General features: G+C 66.1%; 21 protein-coding genes. All 21 read left to right on the top strand.

Going from position 1 to position 25,061, the window contains the following annotated elements; all coding sequences use genetic code 11:
- The first annotated feature begins 20 nt into the window (after positions 1–20).
- The 21 genes from ACSYG9_RS25300 to ileS all read left to right on the top strand — a co-directional run bounded on the left by ACSYG9_RS25300 (position 21) and on the right by ileS (position 25,049).
- Positions 21–440, top strand: coding sequence for a DUF3040 domain-containing protein (locus ACSYG9_RS25300; RefSeq protein ID WP_440125041.1), 420 nt, complete (start codon positions 21–23; stop codon positions 438–440).
- 438 nt (positions 441–878) lie between these two features.
- Positions 879–1,310: a division/cell wall cluster transcriptional repressor MraZ gene (gene mraZ / locus ACSYG9_RS25295; RefSeq protein WP_440125040.1), complete on the top strand. Its 432-nt coding sequence runs from the start codon at positions 879–881 to the stop codon at positions 1,308–1,310.
- A gap of 240 nt (positions 1,311–1,550) precedes the next feature.
- Positions 1,551–2,561 carry a 16S rRNA (cytosine(1402)-N(4))-methyltransferase RsmH gene (gene rsmH, locus ACSYG9_RS25290; RefSeq protein ID WP_440125039.1) on the top strand — a complete coding sequence of 337 codons (1,011 nt, stop codon included), beginning with the start codon at positions 1,551–1,553 and terminating at the stop codon, positions 2,559–2,561.
- A 3-nt stretch (positions 2,562–2,564) separates the two neighbouring features.
- The gene (locus ACSYG9_RS25285; protein WP_440125038.1) at positions 2,565–3,446 is read left to right on the top strand and encodes a hypothetical protein; all 882 of its coding nucleotides are present in this window, start codon (positions 2,565–2,567) and stop codon (positions 3,444–3,446) included.
- Positions 3,443–5,353, top strand: a complete 1,911-nt coding sequence (locus tag ACSYG9_RS25280; RefSeq protein WP_440125037.1) for a penicillin-binding transpeptidase domain-containing protein — start codon at positions 3,443–3,445, stop codon at positions 5,351–5,353. Before ACSYG9_RS25285 ends, ACSYG9_RS25280 begins: the two co-directional genes overlap by 4 nt.
- Positions 5,354–5,567: 214 nt before the next feature.
- Positions 5,568–7,151 (top strand): UDP-N-acetylmuramoyl-L-alanyl-D-glutamate--2,6-diaminopimelate ligase, encoded by a 1,584-nt coding sequence (locus tag ACSYG9_RS25275; protein ID WP_440125036.1) that lies wholly within the window; start codon positions 5,568–5,570, stop codon positions 7,149–7,151.
- Positions 7,148–8,674, top strand: a complete 1,527-nt coding sequence (locus ACSYG9_RS25270; protein ID WP_440125035.1) for a UDP-N-acetylmuramoyl-tripeptide--D-alanyl-D-alanine ligase — start codon at positions 7,148–7,150, stop codon at positions 8,672–8,674. The genes ACSYG9_RS25275 and ACSYG9_RS25270 overlap by 4 nt, the downstream gene beginning before the upstream one ends.
- Positions 8,671–9,750: a phospho-N-acetylmuramoyl-pentapeptide-transferase gene (mraY, locus tag ACSYG9_RS25265; protein WP_169686417.1), complete on the top strand. Its 1,080-nt coding sequence runs from the start codon at positions 8,671–8,673 to the stop codon at positions 9,748–9,750. Before ACSYG9_RS25270 ends, mraY begins: the two co-directional genes overlap by 4 nt.
- 4 nt (positions 9,751–9,754) lie before the next feature.
- Positions 9,755–11,293, top strand: a complete 1,539-nt coding sequence (gene murD / locus ACSYG9_RS25260) for a UDP-N-acetylmuramoyl-L-alanine--D-glutamate ligase (protein WP_454840383.1) — start codon at positions 9,755–9,757, stop codon at positions 11,291–11,293.
- A 56-nt stretch (positions 11,294–11,349) separates the two neighbouring features.
- Positions 11,350–12,834, top strand: a complete 1,485-nt coding sequence (ftsW, locus tag ACSYG9_RS25255) for a putative lipid II flippase FtsW (RefSeq protein WP_454843037.1) — start codon at positions 11,350–11,352, stop codon at positions 12,832–12,834.
- On the top strand, positions 12,831–13,985 hold the full coding sequence (gene murG, locus ACSYG9_RS25250; protein ID WP_440125033.1) for an undecaprenyldiphospho-muramoylpentapeptide beta-N-acetylglucosaminyltransferase: 1,155 nt from the start codon (positions 12,831–12,833) through the stop codon (positions 13,983–13,985). Before ftsW ends, murG begins: the two co-directional genes overlap by 4 nt.
- Positions 13,982–15,511 carry a UDP-N-acetylmuramate--L-alanine ligase gene (gene murC / locus ACSYG9_RS25245; protein ID WP_454840381.1) on the top strand — a complete coding sequence of 510 codons (1,530 nt, stop codon included), beginning with the start codon at positions 13,982–13,984 and terminating at the stop codon, positions 15,509–15,511. The genes murG and murC overlap by 4 nt, the downstream gene beginning before the upstream one ends.
- Positions 15,512–15,642: 131 nt before the next feature.
- Entirely contained in the window at positions 15,643–16,305 is a 663-nt protein-coding gene (locus ACSYG9_RS25240) for an FtsQ-type POTRA domain-containing protein (RefSeq protein ID WP_440127805.1), read from the top strand.
- Between the two features lie 186 nt (positions 16,306–16,491).
- Positions 16,492–17,715, top strand: a complete 1,224-nt coding sequence (gene ftsZ, locus ACSYG9_RS25235) for a cell division protein FtsZ (protein ID WP_440125031.1) — start codon at positions 16,492–16,494, stop codon at positions 17,713–17,715.
- Positions 17,712–18,446, top strand: a complete 735-nt coding sequence (pgeF, locus tag ACSYG9_RS25230; RefSeq protein ID WP_454840379.1) for a peptidoglycan editing factor PgeF — start codon at positions 17,712–17,714, stop codon at positions 18,444–18,446. The genes ftsZ and pgeF overlap by 4 nt, the downstream gene beginning before the upstream one ends.
- A complete protein-coding gene (locus tag ACSYG9_RS25225) occupies positions 18,443–19,180 on the top strand; it encodes a YggS family pyridoxal phosphate-dependent enzyme (protein WP_440125029.1) in 738 nt (245 codons plus the stop codon). Before pgeF ends, ACSYG9_RS25225 begins: the two co-directional genes overlap by 4 nt.
- A gap of 32 nt (positions 19,181–19,212) precedes the next feature.
- Positions 19,213–19,869, top strand: coding sequence for a cell division protein SepF (locus tag ACSYG9_RS25220; RefSeq protein WP_440125028.1), 657 nt, complete (start codon positions 19,213–19,215; stop codon positions 19,867–19,869).
- A 135-nt stretch (positions 19,870–20,004) separates the two neighbouring features.
- On the top strand, positions 20,005–20,295 hold the full coding sequence (locus tag ACSYG9_RS25215) for a YggT family protein (RefSeq protein ID WP_169686435.1): 291 nt from the start codon (positions 20,005–20,007) through the stop codon (positions 20,293–20,295).
- A gap of 153 nt (positions 20,296–20,448) precedes the next feature.
- Positions 20,449–21,303 carry a DivIVA-like cell division protein Wag31 gene (gene wag31 / locus ACSYG9_RS25210; protein WP_440125027.1) on the top strand — a complete coding sequence of 285 codons (855 nt, stop codon included), beginning with the start codon at positions 20,449–20,451 and terminating at the stop codon, positions 21,301–21,303.
- Between the two features lie 43 nt (positions 21,304–21,346).
- Positions 21,347–21,589, top strand: a complete 243-nt coding sequence (locus ACSYG9_RS25205) for a hypothetical protein (RefSeq protein WP_440125026.1) — start codon at positions 21,347–21,349, stop codon at positions 21,587–21,589.
- 313 nt (positions 21,590–21,902) lie between these two features.
- Positions 21,903–25,049 (top strand): isoleucine--tRNA ligase, encoded by a 3,147-nt coding sequence (ileS, locus tag ACSYG9_RS25200; RefSeq protein ID WP_440125025.1) that lies wholly within the window; start codon positions 21,903–21,905, stop codon positions 25,047–25,049.
- The last annotated feature ends 12 nt before the right edge of the window (positions 25,050–25,061 follow it).

The raw sequence follows: 25,061 nt of genomic DNA, 5'->3' as shown, positions 1-25,061 counted from the left end.
TTAGTGCCGGGGGAGGTACCGTGCCACTCTCCGAGCACGAGCAGCGCATGCTCGATCAGATCGAGAGCGCGCTCTATGCTGAGGATCCCAAGTTCGCCTCGACCGTTCGCGGAAAGCGACTGGGTATGGCGTCCAACAGGCGGCGGCTGCAGGCCGGCGCACTGTTCGTATTGGGTTTGTCGTTGCTTATCGCGGGAGTTGCCCTACCGGTCAAGCCGGGTGGGTTCCCGATCATCAGCCTGCTCGGGTTTCTCGTGATGTTCGGTGCGGGAGTTCTCGTGCTGGTCGACGGACGGCATCGATCCGCATCGGGTGCCGCATCCAGCGGAGCGGATTCCGGAAAGCGCGGTAAGGCTTCCACTCGTGGTCGGAAGAAGTCTTCGGAGGGCTTCACCCACCGGATGGAGGAGCGGTTCCGGCGTCGCTTCGAACAAGAGTGATCTGACGCGCACACCGCGCACACATACAGGAAGGGCGCGACCCATGGGGGTCGCGCCCTTCCTGTATGTGTGGGGTGTTCCCTTGCCGGTGGGGCATACGACCCACCCGGCCGGTCTCATCAACCCCACTGCGCCCCACTGCAACGCAATCTGTCTGTTTCGGTGTCGCCCCCCACCAGGCGGACCTGCAATTTCCTGCGTTTCGATGTTCCCGGGCGCACGTCACAGGCGGGTGCGAGCGCGGTAACCGTCACAGGCGCGCACGGTGCCCCACCTCCGCCACGTCCGCTGACCAGGAATTTCAAGAACAACACGCCGATCGGACGCCTGTTAATCGGATATTCGTGGGGTGAAGTGGGGTACTGTGGGGCGCGGCGGGGAGCGAGAGAGTCCTCGTCGCACGACACAGAGTCCGTCCGGCAAGGCGGGAGGTTCCGGGTGTTTCTCGGCACCTACACGCCGAAGTTGGACGACAAGGGCAGGCTCACTCTGCCTGCGAAGTATCGAGATGAACTGGCGGGAGGGTTGATGATCACCAAAGGGCAGGATCACAGCCTGACCGTGTATCCACGCGATGAATTCACCGCGCTCGCGGAACGGGCGGCGGCAGCGTCTCGCAGCAACCCCAGCATGCGTGCCTACCTGCGAAACCTCGCGGCGAGCACGGATGAACAGCGTCCCGATTCGCAAGGCCGCATCACGTTGTCCATGTCGCATCGGACATACGCGGGGCTCACCAAGGACTGCGTTGTGATCGGTTCTGTCAACTATCTCGAGATCTGGAACGCCGAGTCGTGGGAGGCATACCTGGCCGAGCACGAGGAGGGTTTCTCCGAAGCAAGGGACGAGGTACTTCGCGACATATTGTGACGATTCTTCGGCTCTGCGCGGCGAGTGCCGTGAGGCCTCTGCCCGGGACCGACCCTGACGCACTTCCCCGGCGCCAGGTACGGAACGGAAGCCCTGACACACTTCCCCAGTGTCAGGTCTCCGGGATCGGACAGAGACCTCCTGGCATTCGCCGCCGCCGTATCCAGACCATCCGACCGACCACCAAAATCGAACGGCCCGCGTGGCCCGCATCGAACGAGCAGGATTTCGGAGGACCACATGGTGGACGGCGAGGATGACGCCGAAACGACCGACACTGATGGCTTCGGCCATGTTCCGGTACTGCTCGACCGCGCCATAGAGCTGCTGGGGCCGGCGATCGAGGCAGCAGGTCCCGGCGGGGCCGGGGCGGTGTACGTCGATGCGACTCTCGGGCTGGGTGGTCACTCCGCGCATTTCTTGCGCACCTTTCCCGGCCTGAGGCTGGTAGGGCTCGACCGGGATCCCGACGCCCTCGATATTGCGCGCGGACGTTTGGCCGAGTTCTCCGGCCGCACCGACTTCGTCCACACCCGCTACGACGGTATTGCCGACGCGCTCGAAGGGGTGGGCCTCGACCGAGTCGGGTCGGTGCACGCAATCCTGTTCGATCTCGGCGTGTCGTCGATGCAGCTCGATGAGGCCGAACGCGGATTTGCCTATTCGAAGGATGCGCCGCTGGACATGCGGATGGATCCCACCATCGGGATCACGGCCGCCGACGTGCTCAACACCTATGGCCACGGTGATCTCGCCCGAATCCTCAGTACCTACGGCGAGGAGCGATTCGCCGGGAAGATCGCGTCCGAGATCCTGCGATCTCGTGAGAAGTCGCCCTTCCGGAACAGTGGCGAGCTCGTCGAATTGCTGTACCGGACGATTCCCGCCGCATCGCGACGCACCGGCGGGCACCCCGCCAAGCGCACCTTCCAGGCCCTTCGAGTGGAGGTCAACGGCGAGCTCGATTCGTTGCGCAGCGCGATTCCGGAGGCACTCGATTCCCTCGCGATCGGGGGGCGAGTGGTGTTCATGTCCTACCAGTCCCTCGAAGACCGTGTCGTCAAGCAGGAGCTCGCACCGCGCTCGAAATCCCGCAGTCCTGAGGGGCTTCCGGTGGAGCTGCCCGGAATGGGCCCGGAACTTCGCATCCTCACACGGGGCGCAGAGCGCGCGTCCGACGACGAGATCGACAAGAATCCACGCTCGGCGCCCGTCCGGCTGCGTGCCGCGGAACGAATTGCCAGGAGGTAGAAGATGACCCTGCAGGTGCCATCCCCGCCCCGACCTCGGCAGGCTCGATCGACGGCAGCGCAGCGTGCCTACCAGCGCCGCAATCAGCGGGCTGCACAGCTGGTCTCCCCGGCCGAGACTCGCGGGCGCACCACCGGTGCGCGCCGTGTCGCGACACGCATTCCGTTCGTCGCGAGCATCATTGCGCTGCTCGCGGTCGGGATGATGGTGACCCTGCTTCTGACGACACGGGCTGCGGAGGACTCCTACGAGCTCGGTGCTGCCCGCGCGTACAACGAGAGTCTCCTTCAGCAGCGAGCAGTGCTGCAGCGTGACGTGGAAGCGGGTCTGACAGCTCCGGTACTCGCGCAGCATGCCGCAGAACTCGGCATGATCCCCGCGGGGCAGGCAACGAGGCTCGTTGTGGGCGAGGACGGCTCGGTGCAAGTCGTCGGTGAACCGGTGGCCGCGCAGGGTGCACCGCCGGCGCCGCTGAATGCCCCGGAGCCGCGGGGCGATGTGCAACCTCCGCTTGCAGGCAGCGCCGGGCGTGAGAATCCCCGTCCGTTGTCGCCGTCGGGCGAGCAGCCTGCACCTCGAGACGCTGTGGAATCGCCTGAAGCGGTGGACCCCGAAAGCCGGGCCGCGGCGGCAGCAGAGGCGCCGCGCGCCTCCGTGCCGGCAGCGCAGACCCCTGTCGGTGAGCCTGCGCCCGGCGCTCCCGCCGGTCCTGGGCCTGAGGCCGCCGCGGGCGCGGGAGGCCGGGAAGGTGGCGCCGCGCCGCAGCCCGAGAATGTCACGGTTCTTCCCGAAGAAGCGGAACAATCGGTGCCTGTGAGTGAACTGCCGCAACCCGAGGCTTCCCGGATTGGTGAGCCGTTGGGATCGGAGGCCGGACAACGGTGAGGAACGGCGCCACCCCTCGCCGTGCGGCTCGGCCGCGCGGTAGTGCTCCCAGGCGTCGGCCCGCATCGAGGGGTGCAGGATGGCGCCCGAGCCGCCGTCGCACCGACACCACGGCGTTCCAGTTCCGAAACAAACTCGGTCTCTGGGCGGTTTTCGCAATCCTCGGTCTCGCGGGCGCTCAACTGTTGTCGATCCAACTGTTCCAAGCGCCGACATTGTCTGCAGAGGCAGCAAGTCAGCGCACGACCCGACTCGTCGAACCCGCAACGCGCGGAACGATCAGCGACCGCAACGGTAATCCGCTCGCCTACACGATGGAAGCCAAAGCGATCACGTTCCAGCCTGTGCGCGTCCGGAAAGAACTGAGCGAGGCCCGGGCGAAGGACCCGTCACAGCCCGAGGTCGCCGAGTATCTCGAGGGAGTGGCCGACGCATTGCACGATGCGCTCGGAGCCGCTGCACCCAAGAAGGAGGTGCTCGAGAAACTCGAGAGTGACGAGACATTCGTCTATCTCGCTCGCGGGGTGGATCCCGGTGTGGCGGCAGCCATCGTCGACGAATACAGCATGGTGGGGCTGGAACGGCAGGACATCCGGCTGTATCCCGGCGGATCGCTCGCGGCGAACATCGTGGGTGCGACCGGGTGGGACGGGTACGGACTGATCGGCCTCGAGGCCTCCATGGACTCGGTCCTCGCCGGTACCGACGGATCGTCCACCTACGACCGCGGTTCGGACGGTGTGGTTATTCCGGGAAGTTGGCGCGACCAGCACCCCGCTGTGAACGGTTCGTCCGTCGAGCTCACGATCGACAACGACATCCAGTACCACGTGCAGCAGCAGGTGCAACGAGCGAAAGATCTGTCCGGTGCCGACAACGCGTCGGCGGTGGTGCTCGATGCGCACACCGGCGAGGTACTCGCGATGTCCAACGACAGCACGTTCGACCCCTCCATCGGTGTCGCCAACAATCCGCCTTCGGCAGAGCAAGGCAACCCGGCGGTCGCCTCACCGTTCGAACCCGGATCGGTGAACAAGATCATCACTGCTGCTGCGGCGATCGAGGACGGACTCACGACACCCGACGAGGTCCTGCAGGTCCCCGGCAGCATCGATATGTCGGGTGTCACGGTCAAGGACGCTTGGGACCACGGCGTCGTGCCGTACACCACCACGGGAATCTTCGGGAAGTCCTCCAATGTGGGCACACTCATGCTCGCAGAACGCATCGGTGAAGACAGGTTCGCCGAGATGCTCGACCTGTTCGGCCTCGGTCAGCGCACCGAGGTGGGCCTTCCCGGTGAGTCCGCCGGATTGGTGCCCAGCCGAGAGCAGTGGTCGGGTGGTACGTTCGCGAACCTTCCGATCGGGCAGGGACTGTCGATGACACTGCTGCAGATGACCGGGATCTATCAGGCGATCGCCAACGACGGTGAGCGCATTCCGCCCCGCATCGTCGACGCGACGATCGGTCCCGATGGCACCCGCACCGAAACGGAATCGCCCGATCCGGTCCGGGTGGTGAGTCCGCAGACAGCAGCTACGGTGCGCGATATGTTCCGGTCGGTCGTCCAATCCGATACGGGAAATCAGCAGGGGACGGGGGCGCAGGCAGCGATCGAGGGGTACCAGATCGCAGGTAAGACCGGTACCGCCCAGCAGATCGACCCCAACTGTGGGTGCTACTCGAACTCGGACTACTGGATCACCTTCGCGGGCATCGCTCCGTCGGACGATCCGAAGTACGTGATCGGGATCATGCTCGATGCGCCCACGCGCAGCTCGGACGGTACCGGCGGCCAGTCCGCGGCTCCACTGTTCCGAGATATCGCCTCGTGGCTCCTGCAGCGTGCCGCAGTGCCGTTGTCGCCGGAACCGGGTGGCAAGCTGATTCTCCAGGCCGATTGAATCCTGATGTTCATATCGTCGCCGGGAGCTCGGACGGGTGTCGGTGCAGCCTTGCGGTCTGGGTAACCTGACACGTCGGTAACGTGACACTGCGGTGTAGTCAGGCACCGATCGAGAGCAGCAGCGGGATGCCGCAAGAGAGGAACTTGTACCTGTGCCATCGAGTCCGGATCCGTCTCCCCTCGCGGAGGGACGCCGACCCGAGAATCCGCCGATGACGTCCCTTCGGGATCTGGCCGACACCATCGGCGCCGACCTCCTCGCGGTTGGATCCGATGCCGCCTCCGACGGTGCCGCGGAGGCAGGCGCGGTCGTGACCGGGATCGATCTGAATGCCCAACGGATCCGACCGGGCGACCTCTTCGCCGCTTTGCCGGGTGCTCGCGCGCACGGGGCCGCCTTCGTCGGCGCCGCACTCGATCGCGGTGCCGTAGCCGTCCTCACCGACGCGGCAGGGGCCGAGGCGATCGCTACCACAGCTCGAGGGGCCGGCCCGGTACAGGTGCTCGTGCATCCCGAGCCCCGCGCCGTACTCGGCCTCGCATCGGCCACGGTCTACGGACACCCGTCCGAACGGATGCAGGTCATCGGAATCACCGGAACGTCGGGCAAGACCACGACGGCGTATCTCGTCGAAGCGGGCCTCGGTGCCGCGGGGCGGGTCACCGGTCTCGTCGGCACAGTCGAGACGCGAATCGCAGGCCAGCGAGTACCCAGCGCACTGACCACCCCCGAAGCCCCGCAACTCCACGCGTTGTTCGCAACCATGCTCGAACACGGCGTCGACACGGTAGTGATGGAAGTATCGAGTCACGCCCTTGCTCTCGGTCGCGTTGCCGCCACCGATTTCGCGGTCGGTGGGTTCACGAACCTGTCACAGGATCACCTCGACTTCCACAAGGATCTCGACGATTACTTTGCCGCAAAGGCACGCCTGTTCGCGCCGGACTCGCCTGTTCGAGCACACCGCGCCGTCGTATGCGTCGATGACGACTGGGGCATACGCATGGCCGAGATCGCGCGCTCTGCGAACGACGGCGATCCCGCCGGCGTACGGACGGTGTCGACCAGTGAGACCCGGGGCGCGGGTGCGGACTGGTCGGTGACCGACGCCGAATCAGATCCCGCAGGCACCCAGGAATTCGGTTTGACCGACCCCGAAGGACGGACCCATCGAGTGAGCGTGCGGTTGCCCGGGCGGTACAACGTCGCCAACGCGGCGCTCGCAGTTGCCCTCTGCTCTGCGGTCGGAGTCGACCCCGACGTGGCTGCTCGTGGAGTCGCGAGCGTCGACGTCCCGGGCCGCGTCGAGCGAGTGGACTGCGGACAGGGTTTTCTTGCGGTCGTCGATTACGCGCACAAACCGGCGGCGCTCGAAGCTGTCATCTCCACACTGCGGCGCAGCACGACGGGACGTATTGCCGTCGTTGTCGGCGCTGGTGGTGATCGTGATCGCGGAAAACGTCCGCTCATGGGTGCGGTTGCGGCCTCGGCCGAGCTGCTCGTCGTCACCGACGACAACCCTCGCACCGAGGATCCTGCAGCGATTCGGGCCGCGGTCCTCGAGGGAGCCCGAGCACTCGAGCACGGCTCTCAGGGTGAGATCCGGGAAATCGGCGACCGGGCCGCTGCGATCGAAGCAGCGGTCGCGTGGGCGCGTCCCGGCGACGTTGTGCTCGTCGCGGGCAAGGGCCACGAGCGGGGCCAGGAAATCGACGGAGTCAAGCATCCGTTCGACGATCGCGAGGTACTCGCGGCAGCGATCGAACGGCATCAGCGCAGCGGAGGCACGGAATGATCCCGATGACACTGGCTCGGATCGCGGAGGCAGTCGGGGGCACCCTGCACGATGTCGACGACCCGGCTGTCGAAGTCACCGGCACAGTCGAGTTCGATTCCCGACGGATTGCCGAGGGCAGCCTGTTCCTCGCGCTGCCCGGTGCGAAGACCGACGGCCATGATCATGCAGCGGCCGCGGTCGACGCGGGCGCGGTCGCCGTCCTCGCGGCGCGACCGGTGGGTGTGCCCGCCATCGTCGTCCCATCCATTCCCGCAGCCGAGACCAACGCCCTGGCCCTCGAGCACGATCCGGACGGATCCGGTGCGGCTGTCCTCAGCGGCCTTGCGAAACTCGCCAGGACAGTCGTCGACGAGCTCGTCGACGACGGACTGACCGTGATCGGAGTGACCGGGTCGTCCGGGAAGACTTCCACGAAAGACCTCATCGCAGCGGTCCTCGCACCTCTCGGGCCCGTCGTTGCACCACCGGGTTCCTTCAACAACGAACTCGGACACCCCTGGACTGCGCTGCGCGCCACCCGAGACACCCGCTTTCTCGTACTCGAGATGTCGGCGCGTGGACCGGGACACATCGCAGCCCTCGCGCAGATCGCCCCACCGAGGATCGGTGCAGTCCTCAACGTGGGCACAGCCCACCTCGGTGAGTTCGGTTCGCGGGAGGTGATCGCGCAGACCAAGGGGGAACTCGTCGAAGCGCTCCCGGACGAAGCCGACGGTGGCATCGCCATCCTCAACGCTGACGACACACTGGTAGCACGCATGGCAGCGCGGACCCGCGCGCGGGTGGTCACCGTCGGAAGCTCCGGTAGCGCCCAGGTCGCGGCCACCGACATCACCCTCGACGGGGACGCCCGACCCACCTTCACCCTCGCGATCACCGACCGCGCGACCGGAACCGAGCAGCGCCTGCCCGTCACACTTGCGGTCCACGGGGAGCACCAGGTCGGAAACGCGCTCACCGCGATCGCGATCGCGCTCGAATGTGGTGCCACACCGGAACAGGCCGGCGCCGCCCTTGCCGGAGCGGCCCCGGTCTCTGCCCATCGGATGGCCGTCACCACCCGAGCCGACGGAGTCACCGTCATCGACGACGCATACAACGCGAACCCGGACTCGATGCGAGCCGCACTGAAGGCACTCGCAACAGTGGCCCGCAGCGGGCCGGCCAGACGACGGACCTTCGCCGTCCTCGGCGAAATGGGAGAACTGGGCGACGAATCCGTCGTCGAACACGACGCAATCGGCCGGTTCGCTGTGCGCCTCGACATCTCGCGCATCATCGCGGTCGGTGCGACAAGACCGGTCCGGGGTCTGTTCCAGGGTGCGGTGATGGAAGGATCCTGGGGCGAGGAAGCAAGCCACGTGCTCGATGCCGACGCAGCAATCGAGCTGCTACGCGACGAAATCGGCCCAGGCGACATCGTGTTGGTGAAAGCGTCGCAGTCGGTCGGCCTGTGGTCGATAGCTGAGGCCCTGCTCGGAGATGACAACGCTGTTCTGGAGACGGAGGCTGCACGGTGAGACAGATCCTATTCGCCGCGGGTATCGCACTCGCGGTGTCGATTCTGCTCACGCCGGTGTTGATCAAGGCGTTCTCCCGGCAAGGCTTCGGTCAGGAGATCCGGGTCGAGGGGCCACAGAGTCATCAGGCGAAGCGCGGCACTCCCACCATGGGTGGTGTGGCAATCCTCGCGGGTCTGTGGGCGGGGTATTGGGGCTCGCACCTGATCGGCCTGGCATACGACGCAGAAGGACCGTCGGCCTCGGGACTACTGGTACTCGGACTGACCACCGCACTGGGCGGCGTCGGGTTCCTCGACGACTTCATCAAGATCCGCAAACAGCGCAATCTGGGCCTGAACAAGACCGCGAAACTGGTCGGGCAGCTCATCGTCGCGGTGGCGTTCGGCATCCTGGCACTTCAGTTCCGCAATTCCGATGGTCTGTCCCCGGCGAGCACCGATCTGTCGTACGTGCGTGACATCGCGACGGTGTCGATGGGATCGATCGTCTTCATCTTGTTCGTCTACCTACTTGTGAGCGCCTGGTCGAACGCGGTGAACCTCACGGACGGCCTCGACGGCCTCGCCGCAGGGTCGATGGCACTCGTACTCGGTTCCTACGTGATCATCACCTTCTGGCAGTACCGGAACGCATGTGCGGTCGAGCCCACAGCCGGCTGCTACGACGTGCGCGACCCGCTCGACCTGGCACTGCTGTGCGCAGCAGGTGGCGCGGCCTGCCTGGGGTTCCTGTGGTGGAACGCAGCTCCCGCGAAGATCTTCATGGGCGACACCGGTTCGCTCGCTCTCGGCGGCATGCTCGCGGGTCTGTCTGTGACCACCCGCACCGAACTTCTCATGGTCGTCATCGGCGCACTGTTCGTCGCCGAGGCCGCCTCGGTGGTCATCCAGGTGGCGGTCTTCAGATCCAGCAGACGCCGCGTGTTCCGGATGGCACCGTTCCATCACCATTTCGAACTCGGCGGATGGGCCGAAACCACGGTGATCATCAGATTCTGGTTGCTTGCCGGAATCGCCTCGGCCATGGGCCTCGCCCTGTTCTACAGCGAGTACCTCGCGGCGATCGGAGACTGACATCGTGACGGATGAACTGCAGCGACTGCGGGGTGCGCGCGTTCTCGTCGCAGGCGCCGGAATCTCGGGCCGCGCCACCATCAGGCCACTGCTCGACCTCGGGGCCCGCGTCACCGTCACCGACCGCAATCCCGAGGCACTGGCACGCTCGGCCGAGCTCGGTGCAGAGACCGTCGAACTCGACACCCTGCTCGACACCGCGGCGCTCGACGACGCTGCGTCCATGCGCGACTACGCCCTCGTCGTCACCAGTCCCGGATTCCCGCCCGACGCGCCACTGCTTTCGCGTGCGGCGGGCGCCGCTGTTCCGATCTGGGGCGACATCGAACTCTCGTGGCGGATCGACCAGGCCGAGCTCTACGGCCCCGCCCGACGATGGCTCGTCGTAACCGGGACGAACGGCAAGACCACCACGACGATGATGCTGCACGCGATCCTCGAATCGGCAGGCATCTCCTCCGTGGCATGCGGCAACATCGGCCTGCCCGTACTGGATGCGTTGCGCCGTGACGACCGGAGGGCCGACGTCCTTGCTGTCGAACTGTCGTCGTTCCAACTCCACTGGGCCCCATCCGTGCGACCAGCGGCCGGAGTCATCCTCAACATCGCCGAAGACCACCTCGACTGGCACGGCGGCATCGAGAACTACATCGACGCCAAGCTCGGCGCACTCACCGGCGCGGTTGGGATCCTCGGACTCGACGACCCGATCGCCGGTGGACTCCGCGAGCGGTCCCGGTCCGTCCTCACTGTCGGGTTCACCCTCGGATACCCGGACGCAGGTCAACTCGGCATCAGCGGAGACGTGCTCGTCGACCGAGCCTTCGCCGACTCCGCCGTCCTCGCGTCGGTGACCGACGTGACCCCGGCAGGACCGGCCGGTCTGTCCGACGCGCTGGCGGCTGCAGCATTGGCCCGCGCGATCGACGTACCGGAAGCGGCGGTACACGACGGGCTGCGTAGGCACCAGGTCGGGCCGCACCGTGCCGCACCGGTGGGCACCGTCGACGGCGTCGACTACATCGACGACTCGAAGGCCACCAATCCACACGCGGCCCGAAGCTCCCTTCTCGCGCGCGATGCGGTTGTGTGGATAGCAGGCGGACTCCTCAAGGGCGCGCGCGTCGACGACCTGGTCGTCGACGTTGCCTCGCGACTGACCGGGGCCGTTCTGCTCGGGCGCGACGCGGACTCGATTGCAGACGCGCTGGCACGACACGCCCCCGGCATCCCCGTGGTCCTGGTCGACACGCGCGACGATGGGGAAATGAGCAGTCAGGACAGCGGGCTCGAGCCCGGCAGCGAACTCGGACAGGATGGTGGAGCCACACCGGAACTCCGTCGGGTGAGCGCACGCGGCGCCGGCGGACCCGAGGCGATGCGCATCGCGGTTCGTGAGGCTGCCGCCCTCGCAGCACCGGGGGACGCCGTCCTGCTGGCGCCCGCGGCCGCGTCGCTCGACATGTTCGTCGACTATGCCCAGCGTGGCCGCAGTTTCGCGGCAGCGGTCGACGAATTGCGCGGGGGCGGGACAACCCGGTGACCTCGCCGCAGGGCAGCGCACCGTCACCGTCCGCGCGCGGCCGGATCGGGCAGTGGATGGCGCGACCCCTCGCGTCGTTCCACCTCGTCGTCACCATCGCCGTCCTGCTCACGGTGCTGGGGCTTGTGATGGTGCTGTCGTCGTCGAGTGTGGAAGCGGTTGCAGCCGAGGACTCGCCGTACCGAATGTTCACGTCGCAGATCGTCTTCGCCCTTCTCGGCTTCGTCGCCTTCTACGTCGCTCTACAGATCCCTGTGCGCATGATGCGCCGGTTCGCCTTCCCCGCCTTCGCGGTCTCGGTGGTGCTGCTCGTACTCGTACTGATACCCGGTATCGGAACCGAATCGCAGGGCACCCGGGGATGGTTCGTCGTCGGAGGCATATCCCTGCAACCCTCGGAGGTCGCGAAGATCACGATCGCGTTGTGGGGCGCCCACCTGCTGGCCTCGAGGCGCGGGGAGAACTCCACCCTCAAAGAGATGATCGTGCCGCTCGTTCCCGCGGCGCTATTGGTGACCATCCTCATCGTCCTGCAGCCCGACCTCGGGACGACCGTCTCCCTCGTCATCGTCGTACTCGCCCTGCTGTGGTTCGCGGGGCTGCCCTTGAAGATCTTCGTCGGAATCGTCGGCACCGCCATCGCCAGTGCCGCCGTCCTTGCATTGACGGCCGGATACCGCTCGGCGCGCGTCCGAGCGTTCTTCAACCCCGGCGACGACCCCCAAGGCGCCGGGTACCAAGCGCGGCAGGCGCGCTTTTCGCTCGCCGACGGCGGAATCTGGGGCCGAGGTCTCGGTCAGAGCCGCGCCAAATGGAGCTACCTACCGAACGCCCACAACGACTTCATCTTCGCGATCATCGGCGAAGAACTGGGCTTCATCGGCGGCCTCGCGGTCATCGGCCTGTTCGCGCTCTTCGCCTACGTGGGATTACGAATCTCCATGCGCTCGGTCGATCCCTTCCTCCGCCTGTTCACCGCCACCGCCACCGTGTGGATCATCGGCCAGGCCTTCATCAACATCGGCTACGTCGTCGGATTGCTGCCCGTGACCGGTCTGCAGCTTCCGCTGGTCTCGGCAGGCGGCACCTCCACCGCCACTACCCTGCTCATGTTCGGCCTGATCGCCAACGCCGCCAGACACGAACCGGAAGCGATCGCAGCCCTACACGCAGGCCAGGACGGACGACTGGCCCGAATCATGAAGATCCGCAAACCCGAGGCCTACCGACCCGGACGCGGTGATGCACATGGCGGATCGCTCCGCGGAGCGAAGCCACCGCGCGGACGCGGCAACCCTCGCCCCGGCGGAACCGCGGTTGCGACGCGGACGCGGCGTGCATCCGCCGCAGCCACGACCGGGCGACGCTCGCCCGACAGCGCTCGCGGCCGTGACACCGGGGGCGCTCGCGCCCGTGACACCGGGGGCGCTCGCGCGCGTGGCACCAAACAAGAACGCACGAAGAACAGCCGCGCGACTTCGCAGCAACCACGAAGACGTAACGGCAACGGCAGGACCGGAGAGCGAGGAAATCGTCGGTGAGTGGGGACAAGCCAGGACTGTCCGTCGTGGTGGCAGGAGGCGGTACGGCAGGACATATCGAACCGGCGCTCGCGGTAGCGGACGCGATACGTGACCTGATGCCGGATGCCGTGGTGACCGCGCTCGGAACTTCACGTGGCCTGGAGACGACGCTGGTGCCGCGCCGCGGATATCCGCTCGAATTGATCCCGCCGGTGCCGCTGCCGCGCAAGCCGACCCGCGACCTCCTCGCGCTCCCCGCGCGGGTGGTGGCATCCGTTCGCCGCACCCGCGACATACTCGACCGTGTCGAAGCGGACGTCGTCGTCGGATTCGGTGGCTACGTCGCACTGCCCGCATACCTCGCGGCAGGCGGGGGAGTACTGCGCCGCCGACGACGTATTCCCGTTGTCGTGCACGAAGCGAACGCCAGCGCCGGAATCGCCAACAAAATCGGTGCCCTGCGCGCCTCCCGGGTACTCGCCGCAGTTCCCGGATCAGGCATCAAGAGGAAGGGCGAGGCCGACATCGTGGGGATCCCAGTGCGATCCTCGATCACCGAACTCGACCGCGCGTCGCTGCGCGCCGAGGCACGTCGCCACTTCGGTCTCCCTGACGACGTGCCGGTCTTGCTGGTGTTCGGCGGATCGCAGGGGGCTCGGTCCCTCAACGAGGCGGTGGTCGGTGCCGCGGCAAGCCTCGCCGAGGCCGGAGTCGCTGTTCTGCACGCGCACGGTCCGAAGAACACCGTCGACGTTCCGGCCCATCCGGGTCATGCAAAGGCACCGTATGTGGCTGTCCCGTATCTGGAACGAATGGACCTCGCCTACTCGGCGGCGGACGCGGTGGTCTGCCGCTCCGGAGCAATGACCGTGGCGGAGGTCTCCGCGGTCGGACTACCGGCCGTGTACGTTCCCTTACCGCACGGCAACGGCGAGCAAGAACTCAACGCCCGGCCGATCGTGGCAGCAGGTGGTGGAATGATCGTGGCAGACGTCGAGCTCACGTCGGCGTTCATGGCCGATACGGTCACGCCGTTGCTGGGTGACCCCGACCGGCTCGCCGAGATGGGACGAAACGCGGCGGCCGCGGGACATCGCAGTGCCGCAGCCGAAGTGGCCCGTATCGTGCTCGAGGTCGCCGACGTGGAACCGAACAGGAGTCGAGAATGAGCGCGCAGCTGCCCGCGGAGCTTCAGCGGGTGCACATGGTGGGGATCGGCGGTGCGGGAATGTCGGGCATTGCCCGAATCCTGCTCGCTCGCGGTGGGGAGGTGTCAGGATCGGATGCCAAGGAGAGCCGAGGAGTCCTCGCGCTGCGCGCGCGAGGAGCGCAGGTACGGATCGGTCATCATGCCGACGCACTCGACCTGATCGACGGCGGGCCGACCGCGGTCGTCACGACGCACGCCGCGATTCCGAAGAACAATCCCGAACTCGTGGCCGCCCGCGAGCGGGGCATCCCCGTTCTGCTTCGGCCAGCGGTGCTCGCGGCCCTGATGCACGAGTACCGCACATACTTGGTCTCCGGCACGCACGGGAAGACGTCCACCACCTCGATGCTGGTCGTGACTCTCCAGCATTGCGGGTACGACCCGTCCTTCGCAGTCGGCGGTGAACTCAACGAATCCGGGACCAATGCGCACCATGGCAGCGGGGACGTCTTCGTCGCAGAAGCCGACGAGAGTGACGGCTCACTGCTCCGATACGATCCGAACGTCGTGATCGTGACGAACGTCGAACCGGATCACCTCGATTTCTTCGGCACCCCCGAGGCGTACACCGAGGTGTTCGACGATTTCGTTGCCAAGATTGCCCCGGGCGGCCTGCTCATCGTCTGTCTCGACGATGCAGGGTCCGCGGCACTCGCCGAGCGCGTGGTCGCACTCGGTCATACCGATCTCCGGATCTCCGGATACGGCACGGCCCAGGTCATCGGGACTTCCACGGCCGTCCGAGGTGTCCCGGTCGGGGTGCGTCTGCTCGCGTGGGAGCCGAAGGACATCGGCGGTGTCGCCGAGTTCCATCTCGCAGGTGAAGACACCCCGCGCACGGTCCGTCTGTCGGTACCGGGCAGGCACATGGCCCTCAACGCGCTTGCTGCCCTTCTGGCAGCACTCGAGGCAGGCGCGTCCGTGGACGAGGCGATCGAAGGACTCGCAGGCTTCGGCGGTGTCCACCGGAGGTTCCAGTTCAGCGGGCGCGAACAAGGTGTGCGGGTCTTCGACGACTACGCGCACCATCCGACAGAGGTGCGCGCCGTCCTCGCCGCAGCCGCGGAACTCGTGGCGGGCGAGCCGTTGCGCTACACGGAGTCGGGAACCGAACGTCCCCGAGTGATAGTCGTGTTCCAGCCGCACCTGTATTCACGCACCGAAACCTTCGCGACGGAGTTCGGCGCCGCCCTCGACCTGGCCGACGAAGTGGTGGTTCTCGACGTCTACGGGGCGCGCGAGGAACCGATTCCCGGGGTGAGCGGGGCACTGGTCGCCCAAGCGGTATCGAAACCGGTGCACTACCAACCGGACCTGTCGCTCGTACCGCGCCAGGTGGCTCGGTTGAGCCGCCCAGGCGACATCGTCATCACCATGGGTGCGGGAGACGTCACAATGCTCGGACGCCAGATCCTCGACGCCCTGCACAGCAAGCCGGGACGTTTCCGGTCGGCGGGCGTCGGAACGGAGTCGAGCGGTTCGTGACACCCGATTCCACGAAGACCACCGAACGTAGAGCGCCGCGGAGCAAGCGCGCCGGTCGCCGTGTCAGGATGTCCGCGCGGGACGAGGCTCTCGGAGCGAACAACTCAGCACGGCGTCCCTCGGGCCGTTCCGTGCGTCTGCGCACGGTGCTCATCGGCGGAGTCGTGGTGGTCGCCCTGCTCGCAGCGATTGTGGTGGCGTGGACCTCGCCGTTGCTGTCGGTGCGCTCGGTGGAAGTGACCGGCAACGACGTCATCACCCGCGAAGAAGTGCTTGCGAGCCTCGATATCGCCGACGGCACGCCGCTGCTGCAGGTCGATACTGCCGAAGCCGCGCAACGTGTCGCCTCGGCGCTTCCCCGCGCCGCGTCGGTCCGGGTGCAGCGGTCGTACCCGTCGACAGTGCGGGTGACCATCGTCGAGCGTGTCGCCGTGGTCTATTTCGACGGACCGGACGGCACGCACTCCGTCGATGCGGAAGGCGTGGACTTTGCGGTCGAGCCGCCTCCGCTGATGACCCCCCGGCTCGTCACGGCGTCACCGGGTACCGGTGACCCCGCGACGGCAGCGGCGGTGGAGATCATCGGACTGCTGCCGCCGGAACTCGCCGTGCAGGTACAGGAGGTCGCGGCAGGTTCGGACTCGGATATCTCGCTCATCCTGGCGGACGGTCGAGTGGTCGTGTGGGGCGCGGTGGAGCGTTCGGATCGCAAGGCTGCAGTGATCCTGCCCCTGTTGGCCCAGCCCGGGCAGCAGTTCGATGTTGCCAGTCCGGACCTTCCGACGGTTCGGTGAGGAGGTCGCTGTGAAATTGGTGGCGTGTCGTCGGCGAGTCTGCTGGCGGATTCGGGCTGCTGTGCCATAGCGTTTCGCAGCAGTCGGGTACTTGACATAACCTTCAAGCTATGGTTGAGGGTTTGGCGGGTGCCTCGGAAAGATCGATCGAAGTGTGAACCCGAAATCCCAGGAAGGCGAGAGCCCATGACGCCCCCGCACAACTACCTCGCCGTAATAAAGGTCGTCGGTATCGGCGGTGGCGGCGTGAACGCGGTCAACCGCATGATCGAGCAGGGACTCAAGGGAGTCGAGTTCATCGCGGTCAACACCGATGCACAAGCACTCCTGATGTCCGACGCCGACGTCAAGCTCGACGTCGGACGCGAGTTGACTCGTGGCCTGGGCGCAGGAGCAGACCCCGAAGTGGGTCGTAAGGCTGCCGAAGACCACAAGGACGAGATCGAAGAGGTGCTCAAGGGCGCCGATATGGTCTTCGTCACCGCCGGCGAGGGCGGTGGTACCGGTACCGGCGGCGCGCCCGTCGTGGCGAGCATCGCGCGTAAGCTCGGCGCACTGACGGTCGGTGTCGTCACCCGCCCCTTCTCCTTCGAAGGCAAGCGGCGTGGCGGTCAGGCAGACACAGGCATTCAGACGCTGCGCGAATCGTGCGACACCCTCATCGTGATCCCCAACGACCGGTTGCTCCAGCTCGGCGACGCTGCGGTCAGCCTCATGGATGCTTTCCGGTCCGCCGACGAGGTCCTCCTCAACGGTGTTCAGGGGATCACCGACCTCATCACCACCCCGGGCCTGATCAACGTCGACTTCGCCGACGTCAAGGGCGTGATGTCCGGAGCGGGCAGTGCGCTCATGGGCATCGGTTCGTCGCGGGGGGAAGGGCGTGCGATCAAGGCCGCGGAAGCTGCGATCAACTCACCGCTCCTCGAAGCCTCGATGGAGGGTGCGCGAGGCGTGCTGCTGTCGATCGCAGGCGGCTCCGACCTCGGATTGTTCGAGATCAACGAGGCAGCCTCGCTGGTGCAGGAAGCTGCACACATCGACGCGAACATCATCTTCGGCACCGTCATCGACGACTCGCTCGGAGACGAGGTGCGTGTCACGGTGATTGCGGCGGGCTTCGACGGCGGCACTCCGACTCGACGTCCCGTCGAGGCAGGACCCGGACAGCAGCAGGGACAGCAGTCACAGCAGAACCCGCAGCCGAATGCCCGACCGGGTGCCATCGGTGCCGGTCGAGCAGGCGAGCTGGGCCGTCCCGATCGCGACGGTACCGACGAAGCGCCGGTCCGTGAGCCTGTGCCGGCGTCGAGCGGGCTTCCCCCGGCCGGTGGCAGCGCTGCGCGGTCGGTCGAAGTCGACGACGACGGCGATGACGACGTGGACGTGCCTATTTTCATGCGGCGTTGACAGCGCCTCACCCGGGAGTGCGTGCCCGCCGGGTCGTGACCACACGGACCGGCGGGGCCTCGGCTCCCCCCTATGACTCCTTCAACCTCGGTGACCACGTGGGGGACGATCCCGCAGCTGTCGCAGCCAACCGGCAGCGCCTGGCCGAGGTCATCGGATTGCCAACCGAACGATTCGTGTGGATGGAGCAGATCCACAGCCGCAACGTCACCGTGGTGGACGGCCCTGTCACCGAGCCCGTAGCCGCGACCGACGCTCTCGTCACCACCGCGACCGGGCTCGCGCTTGTCGCCCTCAGTGCCGATTGTGTATCTGTGTTGCTGTCCGATGAAGAAGCCGGTGTCGTGGCCGCGGCACACGCGGGGCGTATCGGCGCACGTATCGGCATCATCCCGAGGGTCCTCGATGCGATGATCGCACTCGGTGCACGCGCGGACCGGATCGGGGCATTTCTCGGTCCGGCCGCGAGTGGACGCCGGTACGAAGTACCTGCTGCGATGCGCGATGACGTGGAGACGCATCTTCCCGGCAGTGCAACACGCACAGTCGAAGGCACGGCCGGGCTGGATCTCCGCGCGGGCCTGCGCAGGCAATTGATCGAACACGGCGTTGCGGCCGTGGCCGAAGATCCGCGGTGCACCATCGAGGACCCGACCCTGTTCAGCCACCGCCGAGGTGCGCCGACCGGTAGGTTGGCCTCCGTCATCTGGCTCGAGGAAGTTTCGCAGTGAGTGATACAGCGCGGCAGGGCCGGCGTGACGAACTCGCTCGCGGGCTCGACTCGGTTCGGCGTCGGTTGGACGACGCGGCACGTGCCAGCGGGCGCGACCCCTCGGAGGTCGGCTTGTTGACCGTCACGAAGTACTTTCCGGCGTCGGACGTGGTTCTGTTGCACGAGTTGGGATGCCGCACCTTCGGAGAGTCCCGTGAGCAGGAGGCGCACGCCAAGATCCAGCAGTTCCGGGCAGAGGTACCCGACCCGGCAGTGCAATGGCACATGATCGGTCGGCTGCAGCGGAACAAGGCCCGGGCTGTTGCGCGCTGGGCGCACACGGTGCATTCGGTCGACAGCATTCGACTGGCAGGCGCTCTCGAGGCGGGGGTCGCGGCAGCCCTGGACGCCGGCGAACGATCCGCGCCGTTGCGCGTGCTGCTGCAGGTGAGTCTGGACAGTGACCCGCAACGCGGTGGTGTCCCTACCGACGGCCTCGATGCTCTCGCCGATACGGTGGTTGCTGCCGACGGCCTCGAGCTGGCGGGGCTGATGGGCGTACCTCCGCTCGGCGCGGATGCCGACGCTTCGTTCGAGGCGCTCGCGCAGCTGGGGGAGAGGTTGCGGCAGCGGTACCCCGAAGCGCATGAACTGTCTGCGGGGATGTCGGGTGATCTCGAACATGCCGTACGCCACGGTTCGACATGCGTGCGTGTCGGAACGGGAGTGTTGGGTGCGAGACCGTTAGCCTGAATCTCAACCGCCGCGCGAGGGAAAGGCGATCGATGAGCACGCTCCACAAGTTCAAGGCCTACTTCGGAATGGTCCCGCTCGAGGATTACGAGGACGACTACCTCGACGACCCAGCGAGCCCACGTCGTGAGCGTGACTACGGTGAACAGCCGTACGGCGCGTACGCGGTGCCGCGCCGAGACGAATACCCCGCTCCGCGTCGCGACGAGGCCGAGCGTGATTTCCCCGAAGACGACTTCGATCGATACGACCCCCCGCCGCGCAGCGCCCGCGTCGAGCCGATCACTGCCCGCGCCCCGCGTCCGACGGCGGCTCCGGTGCGCTCTCCTGCACGGTCTACGATGGCCGCGGAGTCGCGACTGGAGCGGACCGAGGCACGGCGCGGCGCGCTGTTCGATGAAGGAGGTCCGTTGTCGAAGATCACGACGCTGCGTCCACGCGATTACGGTGAGGCGCGCACGATCGGTGAGCGGTTCCGTGATGGAACCCCGGTGATCATGGATCTCGTCGAAATGAGCAACGCCGACGCGAAACGGTTGGTCGACTTCGCGGCCGGGCTGGCATTTGCGCTGCGCGGGTCTTTCGACAAGGTTGCGACGAAGGTCTTTCTTCTCTCGCCCGCCGATATCGACGTGTCGGCGGAAGAGCGCCGCCGAATCGCCGAGACCGGCTTCTACAGTCAGCAGTAGCCCACGCGGTGCCAGACCTCGGCACCGTGCTCGTCTCCCTCGAACGCATACCGAAAACGCCCGGCGTGATGCAGATAACTGCAGGCCGGGCGTTTCGGTTTGGAAGGGTTCGGGTTCGTCGGGCAGAGTGGGCGGGTGGCCGTATTCGATGTGCTGTACTTCCTGCTGTTCATCTTCTGGCTTCTGCTGATCGGACGAATCATTGTCGAGTTCATCAGAACCTTCGCGCGGGATTGGAAGCCGGCGGGATTCGTCGTGGTGATCCTGGAAGCGATATTCACGGTCACCGACCCGCCGGTGAAGCTGCTCAGGCGCCTTATCCCCCCGCTCAATCTGGGCGGGATCCGGCTCGATCTATCCATCATGGTCTTGCTGTTCATCGTGTACTTCCTGATGGCATTCATCCCTCGGAGCGGGGGAATCTGAGATGCGCCGTCGTGGTGCCGTCGCAGGGCGTTCGCGCGCTCCGATGTGCCAGAATGGAAGGCAATATACAGTGGGTTCTGATACGCGTGACGCACTGTCTGAACTACGGAACGCCTGCTTGACCGCTTATTTGACGCGTGAAGGGATCCTTCCATGCCGCTGACACCAGCTGATGTGCACAATGTCGCGTTCAGCAAGCCTCCGATCGGGAAGCGCGGATACAACGAGGACGAGGTCGATGCTTTTCTCGATCTCGTCGAGCAGGAGTTGACGTCCCTGATCGAGGAGAACGCAGACCTGCGCCAGCGCGTCGCGGAGCTCGACCAGGAGCTTGCCGAAGCGAAGAAGGCCCCGCGCTCTGCTGCACCGGCAGTGTCGCAGGCAAAGGCGGAACCGGCGCGGGTGGTCGAGGCCCCCAAGCCGGATCCCACCCCGCCACCTGCACCGGCGCCCACGCCCGCTCCGGTCGCAGCAGCTGCGCCGGCCAGTGGCGATGCGAGCATGCAGGCCGCGAAGGTGCTCGGTCTCGCGCAAGAGATGGCAGATCGTCTCACCGGCGACGCCAAGTCGGAGGCCGAGGAGCTGGTGCGCAACGCTCGCACGAACTCCGAGCAGCTCGTCTCGGATGCGCGTACGCGCAGCGAGGCGATGATTGCCGATGCTCGCCAGAAGTCCGACGCGATGCTCTCCGACGCACGCACGCGATCCGAGACGCAGCTCCGTCAGGCAAAGGAGAAGGCCGATGGTCTTCAGGCGGATGCAGAGAAGAAGCACACCGAGATCATGGCGACGATCAACCAGCAGCGTTCCGTTCTCGAAGACCGGATCGAACGTCTCAAGACGTTCGAGCGTGAGTACCGCGTGCGCCTGAAGTCGTACCTCGAATCGCAGCTCGAAGAGCTCGAGCAGCGCGGTTCCGCGGTGCCGGTAGACAGCGGTGCAGATGCGTTCAACCAGGGCAACTCGTCGTCGTTCGGTTCGTCGTCCTTCGCCAAGGGCAACAGCTGAGCGAGGCCCCGGGCCTGTTCCCCACCTCGGTTGAGGAGGTGTCGTGCTCGTCGTGACGTTGGTTCTCGCGGCGATCGGATTCGGTCTTCTCGTCATTGCCTTGATGACCGGATCCATCGCGTGGGCCTGGGGCTGCATCGCGGTGTGTGTCGTCGGCGGGGTGCTCTTGCTCGGGAGTTCACTCACTTCGCGGGAAGCCCCCACTCGGGGGGAGACCGCCAGTCGGCGTGCCACGCCGAGTGTGCGCCGCACGCGAGGCGATGACCAGCAGGATTCACGAGAATGACAGGCACTGCCTACAATGACTTCACGGGTACTGTGCGGTAGAGGTCAGTACACGTTGTTGCTGGTTCCCGCGGGTGCGGGATGGTGTCGATCCGGCTATCACCGGGGAGCCTTCGGAAGAACGGCACCGCGCGAATGCAGATGCATTCGCGGGGCGCTCAGTAGAACCGAACGGGTAGGGCCCGTGACAGCCCAATGAAGAGGCACATCGCGGATATTTCCGCGAGTGCAAGCGGGGTGGTACCGCGGTGACCGCGCAGAATGCGCCGTGATCGTCCCCGTGCCGAGAATGTGAGGCACGGAGGAGTCACGCGGTGACCGAGAACGTCAATTCCACTGCACCGACCGGCGGGTACCCGAAGGTCGACTACGGTGTCGCCAAGGACATCGGCGTCGACTTCCCCGACCTCGAGGAACGGGTCCTCGCGCGCTGGGCCGAGGACGAGACCTTCAAGGCATCCATCGCCAATCGCGAGGGCGCCGAGGAATTCGTCTTCTACGACGGCCCACCTTTCGCGAACGGGCTTCCGCACTACGGGCATCTGCTCACGGGTTACGTCAAGGACGTCGTTCCGCGTTTCCAGACGATGCTCGGCAAGAAGGTCGACCGCCGATTCGGATGGGACACCCACGGGTTGCCGGCCGAGCTGGAGGCCGAGAAGCAACTCGGCATCAAGGACAAGTCCGAGATCGACACGATGGGCCTGGCCGAGTTCAACGCGTACTGCAAGCAGTCGGTGCTGCGTTACACGGGTGAGTGGCGCGACTATGTCACCAGGCAGGCCCGCTGGGTGGACTTCGACAACGACTACAAGACGCTCGACCTGGACTTCATGGAGTCGGTCATGTGGGCGTTCAAATCGCTGTACGACAAGGGGCTGATCTACCAGGGTTTCCGTGTGCTGCCGTACAGCTGGTACGAGCAGACACCGCTGTCGAACCAAGAGACCCGGCTCGACGATGCGTACAAGATGAGGCAGGACCCGGCGGTCACCGTCGACATGGTCCTGCGCGCACCGGGCACCGAGCTGGACGGTGCCAATGCCCTGATCTGGACCACGACGCCGTGGACGTTGCCGTCGAACCTGGCGGTCGCGGTTCACCCTGAGATCACCTACGTCTCGGTTCGCGCGGGCGAGGGCGCCGATGCGAAGACGTACCTGCTGGCGAAGGATCGACTGGGCCACTATGCACGCGAGCTGGGCGACGAACCCGAGGTGCTGGCCGAATACGCCGGAAGTGACCTCGTGGGCCTCGCGTACGAGCCCCCGTTCGATTTCTTCGTCGGCCGGGAGAACGCCCACCAGGTGATCGCCGCGGATTATGTGACCACCGAGTCCGGCACCGGAATCGTCCACCTCGCACCGGCGTTCGGTGAAGAGGACATGGAGTACTGCCAGCGCAACGGTATCGAACTGGTACAGCCGCTCGACCCGGGCGGCAGGTTCACCTCGATGGTGCCGCCCTACGAGGGCCTGCAGGTCTTCGATGCGAACCCGGTCATCATCAAGGATCTCAAGGCCGCCGGAAAACTGTTGCGGCACGAGACGATCGAGCACTCCTATCCACACTCGTGGCGTTCGGGTCAACCGCTGATCTATATGGCTGTGCCGTCGTGGTTCGTGGCCGTCACCCGCTTCCGCGACCGTATGGTCGAGCTGAATCAGGAGATCACGTGGGTCCCCGAACACATCCGCGACGGTCAGTTCGGTAAATGGCTCGAAGGTGCCCGCGACTGGAACATCAGCCGCAACCGCTACTGGGGCAGCCCTATACCCGCGTGGGTCTCCGACGATCCCGAGTATCCCCGGATCGACGTCTACGGTTCGCTCGACGAACTCGAGCGCGACTTCGGTGTGCGTCCGGATGATCTGCACCGCCCGATGATCGACCAGCTGACGCGGCCCAACCCGGACGATCCGAGCGGGAAGTCGACGATGCGTCGCGTGCCGGAAGTTCTCGACTGCTGGTTCGAGTCGGGTTCGATGCCGTTCGCGCAGGTGCACTACCCGTTCGAGAACCAGGACTGGTTCGACTCGCATTACCCCGGCGATTTCATCGTCGAATACAACGGGCAGACCCGCGGCTGGTTCTACACGCTGCATGTCCTCGCGACCGCGCTGTTCGATCGTCCGGCATTCAAATGCGTTGCTGCGCACGGCATCGTCCTCGGAGAGGACGGCCTCAAGATGAGCAAGTCGAAGGGCAACTATCCGGACGTCAACGAGGTGTTCGCGCGCGACGGCTCGGACGCCATGCGCTGGTTCCTCATGTCGTCGCCGATCCTGCGCGGCGGCAACCTCGTCGTCACCGAACAGGGGATCCGTGAAGGGGTGCGGCAGGCCCTGCTGCCGCTGTGGAACGCGTGGAGCTTCCTGCAGCTGTACGCGCCGAAGTCCGGCACGTGGCGCACCGACTCGACCCATGTGCTCGATCGGTACATCCTGGCGAAACTCGCCGAGACCCGCGAGTCCGTGACCGAGGCACTCGAGGTGATCGACATCGCGGGCGCATGCGACGAGGTGCGCACCTTCTGCGACGCGCTGACCAACTGGTACGTGCGTCGGTCGCGATCACGGTTCTGGGACGAGGACGCCGATGCGATCGACACATTGCACACGGTGCTCGAGGTGGTCACCAGGCTTGCGGCCCCGCTGCTGCCACTGGCGACCGAGGTGATCTGGCGTGGCCTGACTGGTGGACGCTCCGTGCATCTGGCCGACTGGCCTGCCGCAGACGAGCTCCCCGCCGATCCCGACCTCGTAGCGGCCATGGACGACGTGCGATCGGTGTGCTCGACGGTGTTGTCGCTGCGCAAGGCCCAGCAGCTTCGGGTACGGCTGCCGCTGCCGCAGGTCACCGTCGCCAGTGCCGCTGCGGCAGCATTGGAGCCGTTCGTCGATCTGATCAAGGACGAGGTCAACGTCAAGGACGTCGTCCTCACCGACGACGTCGAATCGCATGGCAGGTTCGAGGTCGTCGTCAATGCTCGCGCGGCAGGTCCGAGGCTCGGCAAGGACGTCCAGCAAGTGATCAAGGCCGTCAAGTCCGGAGACTGGAGCGAGAACGCCGACGGAACTGTCACTGCAGCGGGCATCACATTGCTGCCGGAGGAGTTCACCACACGGCTCGTGGCCGCCGAACCGGAGTCGACCGCGGCACTGCCCGGCGGGGCCGGACTTGTGGTGCTCGACGCCGCGGTCACCGAGGAACTCGAGGCCGAGGGTTGGGCGAAGGACCGCATTCGCGAACTGCAGGATGCGCGACGCAACCTCGGACTGGACATCTCGGATCGCATCTCCGTGCAGTTCGAAGTCCCTGCGGCCCGCGCCGAGTGGGCGGCCCGCCACCGTGATCTGATCGCCGGTGAGATCCTCGCAACGACGTTCGAGCTCGTCGCAGCAGAGACCGATCCGATCGAACTCGGAGAAGGTGTGCGCGTGTCCATCGTCAAGGCGTAGCAGCGCGCGCTT

The sequence above is a fragment of the Rhodococcus sp. SJ-2 genome (assembly GCF_053750035.1).
The sequence above is the reverse complement of the archived record's forward strand: the minus strand, read 5'-3'. Positions and strand labels throughout refer to the sequence as shown.